Here is a 12,782-nt window from a genome sequence, read left to right as displayed (position 1 = left end):
AGGTGGTCAGCCGGTGAAACTGTCCGGGTCGGCCGCCTTCCAGTCCGCGGCCCATCCTGCGGGCGCATCGAGGGTCAGCTCGCCGGGCTTCAGCCACTCGTAGAGCTCCGCGTACGAGCGGAAGTCATCGGCGTCGGTGGCGCGGCGGCGCAGCATGTGCGGTCCCAGATCGCTGGGGTGGGAGGCGCCCATCGCGGCCATGATCTGCAGGGCGCTGGAGACCGTCGCCTCCTGAAAGCGGCGGACCCGCTCCGACTTGTCGACGACGTCGAGGGCGCGCGCCCGGCGCGGGTCCTGGGTGGTGATGCCGGTGGGGCAGCGGTTGGTGTGGCAACGCTGGGCCTGGATGCAGCCGACGGCGAACATCATGGCGCGGGCCGCGTTCGTCCAGTCGGCGCCTATGGCGAGGCGTTTGACCATGTCGGCGCCGGTGGCGACCTTGCCGCTTGCGCCGATCCGTATGCGGTCGCGCAGTCCGGCGCCGACCAGCGCGTTGTGGACGGTGATCAGTCCTTCGGTGAGCGGCATGCCCAAGTGGTCGGCGAACTCCAGCGGGGCGGCGCCCGTGCCGCCCTCGGCGCCGTCGACGACGATGAAGTCGGGGGTGATGTCCTCGGCGAGCATCGCCTTGCACACGGCGAGGAACTGCACGCGGGATCCGGGGCAGAGCTTGAAGCCGACCGGTTTCCCGTCGGCGAGCTCCCGCATCCGGGCCAGGAACCGGACCATTTCGCGTGGGGTGGAGAAGACGCGGTGGTACGGCGGTGAGATGACCGTCTTTCCCTCGGGAACCCCGCGGACCTGGGCTATCTCGCTGTTGACCTTGTCACCGGGCAGTACGCCGCCGATGCCGGGTTTCGCGCCCTGGGAGAGCTTGAGGGAGACGCACTTGACGGCCGGGTGGGCGGCCTTCTCGCGGAACTGGTCCGGGTCGAAGTCGCCGTCCTTCGTGCGGCAGCCGAAGTATCCGGTGCCGATCTCCCAGATGATGTCGCCACCAGGACGCAGATGGTAATCGGACAGCCCGCCCTCGCCGGTGTCGTGGGCGAAGCCTCCACGTGCGGCGCCCGTATTGAGGGCGAGGACGGCATTGCCGGAGAGCGAGCCGAAGCTCATGGCGGAGACATTGAGCAGCGCCATGTCGTACGGGCGCGTGCAGTCCGGGCCGCCGACCCGCACGCGGGGCGCGTGCTCGGGCTTATCGGCCGGATGCATCGACGGCACCAGGAACTCGTAGCCGCGGCTGTACATGTCGCGCTCGCTGCCGAAGGGCTCCTCGGCGTCCACGCCCTTGGCCCGCTCGTAGACGATGCTGCGAGTGTCGCGGTCGTAGGGGCGGCCGTCGTAGTTGCGCTCCACGAAGTACTGCTGGAGTTCGGGACGGATCGCCTCCAGGAGGAAACGGGCGTGCCCGAGCACCGGATAGTTGCGCAACACCGAATGGCGCCGCTGCAGCAGGTCGTAACATCCGACCAGCGCGAGGACGCCGAACAGGAAGCCCGCGAACCACCACCAGGGCGAGACGACGAACGCCACGGTCGCCGCCGTGGCGGCACACACAATGAGCAGGGCCACGGCCCCAAAACGCACCATGGATGACCGCCTATCCGGGATCGCGACATTCATGTACGCCGTGCGGCACTCGCGGCCTCCCGGGCCGGTGCGGCCATCAGGCTCGCCACCCGGTGGCCCGTGTCGCGACGGATGAAGCGCCTGCTACGGAGTCGACGGGTGAGGGCGTGCGCCCGTGCGACTCCGTGGCCACCCGGTCGTGACCGACCCCGGCGCGCACCTGCCCGGAGGGTGCCGGCGGATTCGGCCGCGCTCGAACCAGGTGAACCTCGATGGCGCAGCGGCCGTCCGGCCTGGGCGCGGGTGGAACTGATCCGCGCGGCGAGCGGAAGGCAGCATGGCAGCTCGTTTGGAAGGCCGTCCCCAACTCAGGAGTTCCGCGGGGTCGTGCCTTCTCGTACGCGAGCGAGGATGCGGCTTCCACGACACCAGGCATCCAAGTTCCGCAATTGCGGCCGGTCGAAAGTGAGGGGCAGTCAGGGGATCAGCACGCAATGGTTCTCGATGACCCTGCCGCTACGGTCCAGACCACCGCAGACGGCGAGCTTCGGATACGCCCTGATCTCACGGTTGACGATGAACCGCCACCGGGACACGCCGGCCTTGCTTCCCCGGTAATCACCCACGAAGGCGCGCAACGTCCCCGGCAGTCCCTCTCGGGTCGTGACGGTGATGTCCTGGACATAGTCGCGCCCCTGGTAGGCGGTGGCCACGCAGATGTAAGTGCCACAAGTGGACTTGACCTCGGCGCTCGCCGGTGCTGCGGTCACCAGCCCCAAGGCACTGGCTGCGGCGAGGGAGGCCGAGACCGTTGCCCATCGTCGGCGTGAGGTTTTCTCCGACCGGACCACCATCTCCTGGCGCGCGTACATGACGAGACCTCCTCGGTCTGCTTGCGCTGGCTGCGCCTCCATTCACACTGTGGCGGACCGCTCGCCATGCGGCAAGTAGCTTGGCGCGCAAGGCACCTGACGGGCCTTCGGAAAAGGACGATCGGATAGGACGACCGGACGGGTCGTGCGGGCAGAGAAGGGGAGGCCCCTCTCTTTGGTCGAGTCTCATTGGTCAGAGCCCGGGAGGCGTGGCCCGAGCCGCATTGGCGATGCTGAACGCGTCCCGCGCATCCGTCCCGCGCATCCGTCCCACGCATCCGTCCTGGCCTCGCCCGGGTAGAGGTCGGCGATCCGCCGCATCGTCAGACCCGGTAGGGAGGCGAAAACGGGGCAGCGCAAGCGGGGCGAGGTGGTCCTGGTACTACGAGTTGGTCCTGGGATTGGTCGAGGGTGCGAACTCTGACCCGGAGGCCTGCCCCTACCCCCATCGCTTCGACCCTGGACAGCGCCGATGCCGCCGAGCGCCTGATTCGTTGTCGTCCGTCACCGTGATTGCGCAGCCGGCGGATGCCCCTGCCGGCCGAGAGCTCGTCCATGAAATGCTCGATGCCGGTGCGTGCCTCGGTGCGGCCGAAGGTCTTCGCCCGGTGGACGTCGTAGGCAGCCGGGTAGGCCAGCGCGCCGCCGCGCCCATTGGTGTGGTTCATCCGCATGGCGGGGCTGCTCGGGGCGGCCAGAGTGGGGTGGCCGCGGCACCTGGCCTGGGATGGAGGTCCTTTCGTCTGAGCCGACGACGTACTCCTCCGCGCCCAGTGGAACACCCTCGAACGTGCGGGCGCACCGCCACCAGTACCCGCTTGGCCTTGGCGCGGAAGTCCGGGTCGCGCATGAAGGTCCATGACTGGTACTGCCAGGGCTTGATCGAGTCCTGGTGGAGCCAGCGGCGCACGGTGGACGTAGAGAGGGCTGGTAGCGCCGCGTGCGGTCAGTTCGGCGGCCGGCTCGGGCATGACCAGCGCGACAGCGGGATGCCGGTCTCGGCTGGTAACTGCCAGGCCAGGGCCTTGGTTTCGGCGACCTGTACCAGGGTCAACCGGACGGGGCGCCCAGAGCGTCCGGCGTCGGCCAGGGCCGGCAGGCCGCCCTGGGAGAACCGGACTCGCCACCGACGTACCGTGTCCAGGTGCAGGCCCATCTCCCGGGCGATCCGGGCGATCCGGGCGTTGGAGCGGCCCCGCGCCGCGCGCAGCACCACATGCGCCCGGAACCGGCCCTGGTGAGGGCCACCGCGGTCACTACGGCTGACAGCGGCCAGCGAGAATTCCCCACATGTGGACGTATGGACGTATGGCCAGTTTGGCTGTCACGTTCCGTGATGTTCGCGGTGCCCGCGAGCGTAGTTCAGTCGTGGACGCTTTTGGTGGGCTTGTGCAGCCGGTACCAGACGAGCCCGGTGACCCCGATACCCATGGCGAGGTAGAGCCAGCGCAGAACGGCCGTGCTGTGGAAGAACGTCGAGGGGTCCGAGATGCAGACCACGGCTGTGGCAGTGACCCACCATGAGGGCTCGCGGCGCCTGCGCACACCGCTCCGCGCGCGGGCTGCCGTCAAAATCCACCAGGCGCCGAGGGCCAGAGCGAGCCCGATGATGGGGTCGGTCAGACCTGGCCCGAGATCGGCACCGGGAGCTTGCAGGGCCACCGCGACACCGAAAAGAATCGCGCACACCGGCGGCGTCCACTCGGGCAGCAACGGCTGCGACGCAGCGTCGTGCGCTGTGCGAACTGACGCGCGGGGCTTGGCTCCTGATGCGTTCATGCCCGGCATTGTGGCAGGGGGCACTCCTGTGGCTCCGGAGAGGGGGAACTGCTGCTGGAGATCGACTGCCGCAGCGAGGACGCGCACGACCTGGTGGTCAAACTGCGCCGGTACTGGGCGTGGGGTCGGCTGCCGCCGAAGGACGCGGCCAAGCGCATCGTGGACCTGGTCCGCTCGCGGCCGGACGCGATCGAGCACGTCGACCACGACAAGCGGCTGTGGCGCAGGCTCCACCCTCCGACTGGACGGGAGGGCTTGGCGCCCGTCGCGTTCGTGTTCGCGGACACCACCAAGGCGAAGGTCGACAACGCGGTCGCCGCGCTGGAGGAGGCCGGCCTTCCAGCGAACTGTGAGCGCGAATGTCCTGCTGCCCGACCTGGAGGTATCTCTGCAGCGTTTAGTGAGCCATGCCGGTGCTGGTGTATCCGCACTATGCGGCGAGCAGCGGGGCCGCCGTGTCCGTGGTGTGCGCCGCGTCCGTGGCCCGGTACAGCGTCATGCGCTTCCAGGGTGCCGCGGCCGCTTCTGCGCTTCCTGACGAGTGTTCACCGGGTTCCAGGGGTACAAGGGATATCGCCGGCACCGCCGGTAACGGGGGGAGGCGCCGCCCCGGGGGACCGGCGCACTGGGAGTCATGGATGTCACTGCGCAGGACAGTCTTAGCTGTCACAACCGCATCTGTACTGACCGCCGGCGGCCTGTTCGCGGCGTCGGCGCCGGCGAGCGCAGGCGGATGCCGGTTTGGGGTCTGCGGAACCATCTACAACGGCACGAATACGCATATCGCGGTCTGCCTCGACTGGCACGGCGACGGCCAGGGCGACAACCACTACCAGCAGACCAGCCGCTCCAACTACTGCAAGCACGTCGCTTACGTGAAGCCGCACACCGACTGGGGCTGGCGGCAACAAGTCGACATCGACGCGTTCTTCATCGCCAAGGGAACCAGCTATCAGGGCGCTTACACCTGCGTGCGGCACGATCCCAAGTACCACGTCACCTGGACGCACCAGCGGTCCGGATGGTGGAAGTTCAGCAACAACTGCGAAGAGGACATCTCCTCCAAGCGCGGCTGACAACACGGTGCGCCTGCCACCCAAGCCGTGACGTGCCAGACCCCGGGCCCTGACAGCGGGGCCCGACGCCCGCTCCAGGGACCCAGGCAGCGACGGGGGGCTTGGGCCGGTGCCGGTCACGGCAGGAAGTTCTGCTCAAGGACGAGGAGTCGACGCTCTTCCGCCTCGCAGGGGGTAGCAGCGCGCCGCAGTGACGGACGCTCCCAGCTCCGTCGTGACCACAGCGCCGTAGTTCCCACTGATCAAATCAGCGAGCCCTCTGGTGGAGACTTCACCGGGCCACGTGGCGTCCACCAGGCTCCAGGGCCCTCATCCACCTCGGCTCTCACGTCCGGGTGGAGCCGGAACTGCTAGGCGATGCCCTCGGTGCGCATCGCGGTCTGATCGTGCATTCGTCATGCCTCCTGTATGGGCGTAGGCGAACACGTCGGCCAACGTCCGCCGGCGCAGTCCAGGCTGCTCGGGGATGGCGAAGCCGCGGTCGGCGAGCAGAGGTCGGCGAGCAGCGGGCGGACCTCGCCGATGGCCTCGGTGACGGTGGAGCGGCCGACTCCGTACAGCTCGGCGAGCGCGGCGTGCGGGAGCTGAGTGCGCAGGTGGACCAGCGCGAGCAGCGCCCGGTCGGTCAACACCAACTCGTGCTTGGGACGCGCCCCGCCGGCACGGTGACACTTCCCGCCCCGCCCTTGATGCAATGCCGACTCCCGCCGGCCCTGTCACGGCCGGGCCAACTCCTCGATCAAACCACCGAGATGTGCACGTGAGACGCCGGTGAAGACAGGGTGGGACAGGGCCGCGCGGGCCCACTTCTTGGTCACACTTGAAGAACCCGTGCGGCCGTCCGCGCGTTACGGCCTGTGACCGCGCTCATGGTTGGGGGCAGGACGGCAGTTCTCCTGCAGGAACGCTGAAACCGCCTCGGTGAACGCCTCCGGCGCTGCGTGGTGGATCAGGTGTCCAACTGGGACGGTGACCGCGCGGCCACCGGGGATACGGCGGGCCAGCTCGGTGACGCCGTCCTGGGGAACATGGCTGTGTGGGCCGCCGCCGAGCACGAGGGTCTTGGCGGTGATGTGGCTGAGTCGCTCCAACCATCTGGGGTCAGGCACATCGATCTGCCGCCTGATGGCCAGCACCATCTCCCAGTCGAAGGTCAGGGCGCCCTCCGGCCTGGTCGGGGTGGTCTGATCCCGGGGACGCGGGACTGGAACGTCCTCCAGAATGAGCCGGCTCACCCGCTGCGGATGGTCCTCCGCAAGCAGGTAGGCCACGATCCCGCCCATGGAGTGCCCGATCAGATCCACTGAGCCAAGCCCCAGTGCGTCCATAAACCGGAGCACATCGGTCTGCATGAGTTCGAGCGAGTAGTTCCCCGGCCAGTCGCTTCGGCCGTGACCGCGAAGATCGAGGACATACACCCGTCGACTCCTGGCGAGGGCTGGCACAACCGCCTCCCAGTCGGCGGCATCCTCGCCCAGCGCGTGCAACAGGAGGAGCGGCGGAGCATCCGGCGGACCCCAGATCTGATAGGCCAGCCGGACCCCGCCAACATCGACCGAGCGTTGATCATCCACGTCCGGAGGATATAGGGACGGGTCCTGTCGGAGGATCGGCGTTCACCAGGGGCCGAACCACCATCCCCGGTCAGCGCCTCGGGTCCCCAGCCACACGGCTCCGGAGCCACACGGCTCCGGCCCAGATCTTCAACAGCCGACAACGCCGTTAGCTCAACGAGGTGGTCGTGGCGGGGAAGCGAGGGCTATGGCAGTTACTCAGCGCGACATGCCACCTGCCGTAGCTATACGAGAACAGGGCCGTGAGGCGCGCGAGTTCACGGAAACTGAAGGTTCTCCGGCATGAATCCGAGGGCGGATTGACCTGACTCCGGGGGATGAACCCGTGGGTTCGTTGTCAACTCGGAGGGCCGGTCTCGGCGGTGCGCACCAGCTTGACACCGAGCGGGCCGAAGTCGGCGACGACCGGGGCCAGTCGGTGGCGTACGCCGTCGGCGACGCAGTCGTCACGACCGCGTCGCCGACGGGGTTAGGTGCGAACAAATCCGCCTGGGTCGACCAGGTAGCGGTCGAGGTCCGGGTCTTCGTGGAGTGCGGTGAACTCGTCTTGAATCTGCCATGTCGGGCCGAGTTCGGTGCGAAGGCGGCCGACCGCTTGGCGTACCGCCTCGTTGAAGTCGTGGCACTCCGCTTCACGCCACGGTCCCGGGTCCGGGGGGTAATCCCAGTTCAAGGACGTGTCGTAGCGAGCTATGAGGCTGCTCAGGCCGTCGCGAAGGTGGAGACTGATCGGTAGTCGGTCCAGATCAACCGGGTACCCCCACACCTCCCGGTCCTCCGGGGCCGCCCACAGGACTGCGCCTGATCCCGCGTCGAAGAAGAACCGGGCGGTGGGCATGGCGTCGACCTCTCGCTATGTGTCTCGGTTCGAGCAGCTACCGCGGGACTCAACGAGGCCGGCGCAGCAGCCCCACAGTCTCCGGTTGCGGCCGACGTCTCGCCTTCATCCCGGTCGCAGATCGATCGGGCGAAGTGAGAGCCCGTCGGGAACCCTGAAGCTCCGTCACCAGATCAAAGAGCAGTCCTAGGAGGCCCAACACCCTGGGCACGGTGACAAGGGCTAAGCAGGGCTCAGAGGAACTCACGGGATGTCGCACTAATGGGCGCTTCAGGGGCGTGCACATCCCAGAAGGCCGCGCGGTCAGCGCCGGCCGCCGCCGATGCGACGGTCGTCGGCCAGTGCGGTCAGCGGGCCGAACTCGCGGGCAAGCTGGTTCCACGTCAGAACCTCGCCACAGCGGGCCGGGAATTCCTTCGGGTTGAACTCGGGCATGGTCCAGGTGCCAGTGCCCCGGTCCCGCAGCCACAGGTCCCCGTCACCATCGACCACAGTCGGCGGGACCGGTACGGGCTCGGCCTGATCGGTGGGCTCCCAGGTGACCCGGCCCGGGTGGGAAGCGCGGCGCAGCTCGGTGGTGGCCAGCCGCGCGGCCAAGTCACGGGTGGACTCTTCGGCGTCCTTGACCGACTCGAGTCGGAATGCGTCGTCAAGTACGGGCAGGGCTGGATTCTTGCTGCGCTTTGAGCTCATACGCTGACTACCTCCGGTGGGGGGCGTCACATCCGTTATGGCACCCCGTAGAGGAACACGGTATCCGAGGCGGGAGCCGGGTCGGCAACGACCACCGTCCAGGTGGGGGCGCTGGCACACCGGGCGGTGGAGCTGGGTGGTGAGTTGCTCCTGGACTGTGACGGAGCACTGATCTTGAGGGGATTGGGCTGTTCCGGTCTGGTGTTCTGTCTTTTGGGGTGGGATTCGGGACGGTTGAAGCGGTTGCGTTCTGGTGTGACGGGCGTGGGCTGGCGGGTGCTGTCGGTCTCGTTGTTCGGGTGTCTGGTCTGCAGTTCTGAAGTTGTGTGGGAATGATCTTGGTCCTTTTCGGGGGTCTTTTCGGGTGTGGTGGCACACCCGTGGGAGGCCGCGTCAATGTGCTGGGCCGAATGGGGCTTGTGCTGCTCAGTGGCGTGCGTGAGCGTGAGTGAGGAAGGCCCGGAGGGGGTCGTTCGCGTTGCTGCGAGGCGGGGCAGTCCGAGGCGGTGGGCGATGAAGCTGGGAGCGTCGTCGGTGGTGTGGTGTGGTGTGGCCGGTTCGGCAGGGTGGCGAGTGTGCGGGCGAGCCCAGCGGTTTCGGGATGGATCACCAGGTCGTGTGCCAGGAGGGCGGGGGAGGAGCTGCTTGTGGCGGCGAGGTGGGCGCTGTCAGTGATCGGTCGGCTGAGGCGTGGTTGCCAGCGGTGGGTGAGGTGTTGCCGGTGGTCGTACCAGCGGGTGGTGATGGCACGCGCTGCGGACCAGGCGGACCAGGCGGTCCAGGCGGTGCTGGCAGTGGTTCCGGAGCGAGGGCGGTTACATCGCCGAGCCGTCCACGCGGCCGAACACCCTTGCCGTGGCTCTCGGCGACTCACCGGCCGGCTGCGGCGTGGCTCGGTGAGAAGCTGGAGTCCTGGTCCGGCGCACCGGCGTTCACCCTGGACGAGTTGCTGACCTGGATCACGGCGTACTGGATCACGGCGTACTGGGTCACGGGCACGATCGGCACCTCGTTCGCGACATACACCGAACCGGTCACCCTGCCGGACCGGAGCGACACGCCGACGGTACTGTCGATCTTCTCGGACGATATCAACCCGGATCCACGGAGCTACGCGGAAGCGTTCTTGAACGTGCGCGAGTACGTGGAGCAGCCGGTCGGGGGCCACTTCGCGGCGTGGAAACAGCCGGAAGCCTATGCCCGCGACCTGCACCGCGCGGTCGAGCTGGGCAGTTGGGTCGTGCTTCAAACGGCGGCCCCGCCACAGGTGTTGCGCCCGCGACGATCGCGGTGTGGGACGTGGGGATCTCTGGGACGAAACAGGGGCCGGTGTTGACGTCGGTGTTGCCTGCTACGGGTGTGCCTCATGGGTCGGGGAGTCGACGCTGGTTGGTCGATGGGATTCGCTGGCGGTTCCGGACCGTGCTCCGTGGCGTGATCGCCCTTCGGCGTACGGGCCTTGGCAGACCGTGTACGGGCTGTTCCGCTGCTGGCGGCGGGAGGGGGGTCTGGGCGCGAGCGGTGAAGCTGTTCCAGGTGAGGGCCGATGCGGCGGGGCTGATCACATCGAGGTGCCATTCGGGCCGGAGTGCTTGCGTGCGGAACCGCCGTATCTCGCAGGCGCCGGCCGGCCGTTGACGCGTGGTGGTGTCGGCCGGATCGAGGTCCAGGCTCGTGAGGTCATCGAGTTCCCTGCTCGCAACGCCGGTCCTGGGGGTGGGGGTGGTGGTGCTGTCGGGCGTCCCTTCGGGGGTCGCTTCTGGGAACCAACGTGCCGTGCAGGGCCGCCTGTTGATCGGGCAGCCCTTCCTTACGGATCCCGCGCATCGAAGAAAACTTGAACTGGCCCTCAACTTGCCCATAAAGTTGAAGGTAGATTCAAGTTATCTGCTGCGACCCGTCCGCCGCCTGTGGCGGGAGGGTCGCACGCCCCGTCCCCATTTCGGAGTTGCATCATGGCGACACTGCTGCACATCGACTCGTCCGCCTTCGCGGGCCAGGCGTCCACCTCTCGGGCTGTCACCGAGGCCTTCCGTCGTACGTGGCTGGAAGAGCACCCCGGTGGCAAGGTGGTCTACCGGGATCTTGCCGTCGAGCCGGTCCCGCACATCACCGCGCACGCCCATAGCGCCGGGTTGCTCGACCCGGCGGAGCACACCGATGAGCAGGCTCGGGCCTTCGCCGAGCGACTGACCCTGATAGCCGAGCTGGAGGCGGCCGACGCGGTGGTGATCGGCGCGCCGATGTACAACTTCTCGGTGCCCTCCAGCCTCAAGGCCTGGCTGGACCAGGTGATCCTGATGGGCCGCACCGCCGGCTCGCCGGAGTCGAAGGTGAAGGGCACACCGGTGACGGTGGTGACCAGCCGCGGCGGCTCCTACGCCCCCGGCACGCCCCGGGCGCCGCACGAGCACGTGCTGAACTACCTGGATTCGGTGTTGTCGGTGATCTTCGAGATGGAGGCGACCTTCGTCGTCGTGGACCTGACGCTGGCCGCTCACATCCCGGCCATGGAGCACTTGGTCCCACTCGGTGAGCGGTCGCTGGCCGACGCGTTCGAGGCCGCGGAGAAGGCGGCTCGCGCCGCGTAGTCGTGCGCGACGACGGTGTCGGTCCCGCCTCGACAGGGCCGACACCGTCGTCGTTCCCCGCCCGTGGCAGGTCGTCGTCCCGGCCGGGCTCAGTCGGGCAGCGGGCGGCTGCCGGTGCGGGCGCGCAGGCCCTCGAAGAGCAGGGCGAGGACGCGGCGTCGTCCGGCGTCGTCCCCGGCCCGCACGAGGTCACCGTTGACCTGGAAGAAGCGGGCGATGTCGTCCATCCGGGCGTCTTCGCGCAGGGCCCCTTCGGCGCGGGCGCCGACGGCCAGCTCGGTGGCGAAGGTCAGGGACCGGTCGCAGACCGCCTTGAGGGCGGGGGCATTGGGGTAGCGGCGGGAGAACGCGTCGTTGAACGCCGGGTCGTCGGCCTGCGCCTGACAGATGGCCTCGACGTAGGCCAGCAGCCTGTCCCACGCGCTGCCCACCATGCCGTCCGCGATGGCCATCGCCGCGCGCACCTGCCGGTCGGCGAGTTCGTTGACGACCTGGTCCAGCAGCGCATCGCGGTTGCCGAAGCGGTTGTAGATCGTGCCGACGCTCACTCCTGCCAGCTTCGCGATCGTCTCCAGCGGCGTGTCGAGCCCATGCTCGGAGAAGGCGTCCGCGGCGGCCTTGCGCAGCTTCTCGACGTTGCGGCGGGCATCGGCGCGCAGCGGCGGTCGCTGGGGTGCCTCGGACACAGTGGTCACCTCTCCCCGGGTTGAGGAATCCATCATGTTTCGGGCACGTCGGGAAACAGCGAAGTTGAGAATACCTTCATCTTCGAGCAGGCCCGTACCCGGCATCGCCGCGAGGCTGCGGCCATCGAGGCCGCCGCGTTGCGCGGGCTCGTGCGGCGGAGGCCAGGTGCTTCCGGATGTGCCTGGCTAGGGCGGTTCGGGGCCGCACACGGCGCACCGTCGTTCGCGGCAGCCTTTGAGCCGCAGTTCCTGAGCGATGTAAGGGTCCGGCAGCCGGGGCCAATACAGTTCACCCTCTTGTGGGCAGGTCGTGAACTGTCCATTTGAGCCAGGCTCTTAAGGCCGGGAATCGGCGAAACTTTCGGTTCCGCTCGCGCTGATACCGCTTCTTTCCCGCATGGGGCACGGACTCACTCCCTCGACTCCACCCCTGGTGACCCTCCACAGGAAAGCGGATGACGCCCTTCCGTCTGGCGCGTTCGCGACTCTTTTTCCGAAAAGAGATCAACGCTGCTCAAGAAAAGCTCAAGCGTTCGATAGTTCCTTGACACCCGCGTGGGGACATCGCAAGATCACTGAGAGTTTCCATGTACGGAACGCTGGGTGCGGGATCCACGGTTGCTGTCCTGTTGGTTGTTGCTCTGATCGCTACAGGGGTAACCGCCGCTGTGATGCGGTTCAGGAAGTCTCCGTCAAAAAGGAGTCGTCGAGCGGCGAGCAATCTCCAATACTTCACAATCTGCTGGGTCCTGTGCTGAGGGGCACTGAGCCGTAGCCGGCCAACCTGACTGCTGTGCGGCTGCGTCGGCGTCCTGTGTGCCGTGACGAGAAATGGCTTGAGGGGGCGTCACGTGTTTCATCGATCGGTTCGAGTCCTGGCTGTCACAGGTCTGTCCTTGCTGGCCGTGCTCGGCGGGCCGTGCGGGATCGCAGGAGCAGATGCCCCCGCGCCTGGCGTCCCGGCGACCGCGAGCCCGTCGGCGGAGCCGCGGCTGGAGTTCGACGACAGCACGGTCGAGGTGGGGGGTCGGGCTGCGGTCAGCATCACGGGTATGACCCCGGGCTGGCAGGCCGTGACGATTACCTCTCCTGCGCTGAAAC

The 12,782-nt window shown here is 67.9% G+C and carries 12 protein-coding genes; 3 read left to right on the top strand and 9 right to left on the bottom strand.

Going from position 1 to position 12,782, the window contains the following annotated elements; translation table 11 throughout:
• Window positions 1-6: 6 nt before the first annotated feature.
• From OG432_RS00310 to OG432_RS00295, 4 genes are all read right to left on the bottom strand, one after another.
• On the bottom strand, window positions 7-1,593 hold the full coding sequence (locus OG432_RS00310) for an FMN-binding glutamate synthase family protein (RefSeq protein ID WP_328306462.1): 1,587 nt from the start codon (window positions 1,591-1,593) through the stop codon (window positions 7-9).
• Between the two features lie 455 nt (window positions 1,594-2,048).
• The gene (locus OG432_RS00305; protein WP_328306460.1) at window positions 2,049-2,444 is read right to left on the bottom strand and encodes a hypothetical protein; all 396 of its coding nucleotides are present in this window, start codon (window positions 2,442-2,444) and stop codon (window positions 2,049-2,051) included.
• A 946-nt stretch (window positions 2,445-3,390) separates the two neighbouring features.
• Window positions 3,391-3,660 (bottom strand): helix-turn-helix domain-containing protein, encoded by a 270-nt coding sequence (locus tag OG432_RS00300; RefSeq protein WP_328306458.1) that lies wholly within the window; start codon window positions 3,658-3,660, stop codon window positions 3,391-3,393.
• Window positions 3,661-3,806: 146 nt separating this feature from the next.
• Entirely contained in the window at window positions 3,807-4,223 is a 417-nt protein-coding gene (locus OG432_RS00295; RefSeq protein WP_328306456.1) for a hypothetical protein, read from the bottom strand.
• 638 nt (window positions 4,224-4,861) lie between these two features.
• Between OG432_RS00295 and OG432_RS00290 the strand changes: the two genes are divergently transcribed.
• Window positions 4,862-5,299 (top strand): hypothetical protein, encoded by a 438-nt coding sequence (locus OG432_RS00290; RefSeq protein WP_328306454.1) that lies wholly within the window; start codon window positions 4,862-4,864, stop codon window positions 5,297-5,299.
• Window positions 5,300-5,694: 395 nt separating this feature from the next.
• Here the strand turns inward: OG432_RS00290 and OG432_RS00285 are convergent, their stop codons facing one another.
• From OG432_RS00285 to OG432_RS00270, 4 genes are all read right to left on the bottom strand, one after another.
• Entirely contained in the window at window positions 5,695-5,931 is a 237-nt protein-coding gene (locus OG432_RS00285; RefSeq protein ID WP_328306452.1) for a helix-turn-helix domain-containing protein, read from the bottom strand.
• Between the two features lie 216 nt (window positions 5,932-6,147).
• A complete protein-coding gene (locus OG432_RS00280; RefSeq protein ID WP_328306450.1) occupies window positions 6,148-6,873 on the bottom strand; it encodes an alpha/beta fold hydrolase in 726 nt (241 codons plus the stop codon).
• 469 nt (window positions 6,874-7,342) lie between these two features.
• Window positions 7,343-7,711 (bottom strand): hypothetical protein, encoded by a 369-nt coding sequence (locus OG432_RS00275; protein WP_328306449.1) that lies wholly within the window; start codon window positions 7,709-7,711, stop codon window positions 7,343-7,345.
• A 303-nt stretch (window positions 7,712-8,014) separates the two neighbouring features.
• Complete coding sequence (locus OG432_RS00270) at window positions 8,015-8,404, bottom strand: hypothetical protein (protein WP_328306447.1); 390 nt, start codon at window positions 8,402-8,404, stop codon at window positions 8,015-8,017.
• A 946-nt stretch (window positions 8,405-9,350) separates the two neighbouring features.
• Between OG432_RS00270 and OG432_RS00265 the strand changes: the two genes are divergently transcribed.
• Window positions 9,351-9,740, top strand: a complete 390-nt coding sequence (locus OG432_RS00265; protein ID WP_328306445.1) for a hypothetical protein — start codon at window positions 9,351-9,353, stop codon at window positions 9,738-9,740.
• A 619-nt stretch (window positions 9,741-10,359) separates the two neighbouring features.
• Complete coding sequence (locus OG432_RS00260) at window positions 10,360-10,995, top strand: FMN-dependent NADH-azoreductase (protein ID WP_328306443.1); 636 nt, start codon at window positions 10,360-10,362, stop codon at window positions 10,993-10,995.
• Between the two features lie 89 nt (window positions 10,996-11,084).
• On the opposite strand, the gene OG432_RS00255 is transcribed toward OG432_RS00260, so the two are convergent.
• Window positions 11,085-11,681 carry a TetR/AcrR family transcriptional regulator gene (locus tag OG432_RS00255; RefSeq protein ID WP_328306441.1) on the bottom strand — a complete coding sequence of 199 codons (597 nt, stop codon included), beginning with the start codon at window positions 11,679-11,681 and terminating at the stop codon, window positions 11,085-11,087.
• Between the last annotated feature and the right edge of the window lie 1,101 nt (window positions 11,682-12,782).

This window comes from Streptomyces sp. NBC_00442 (genome assembly GCF_036014195.1).
Classification (GTDB): domain Bacteria; phylum Actinomycetota; class Actinomycetes; order Streptomycetales; family Streptomycetaceae; genus Streptomyces.
This window is presented reverse-complemented; position numbering and strand designations above follow the sequence as displayed.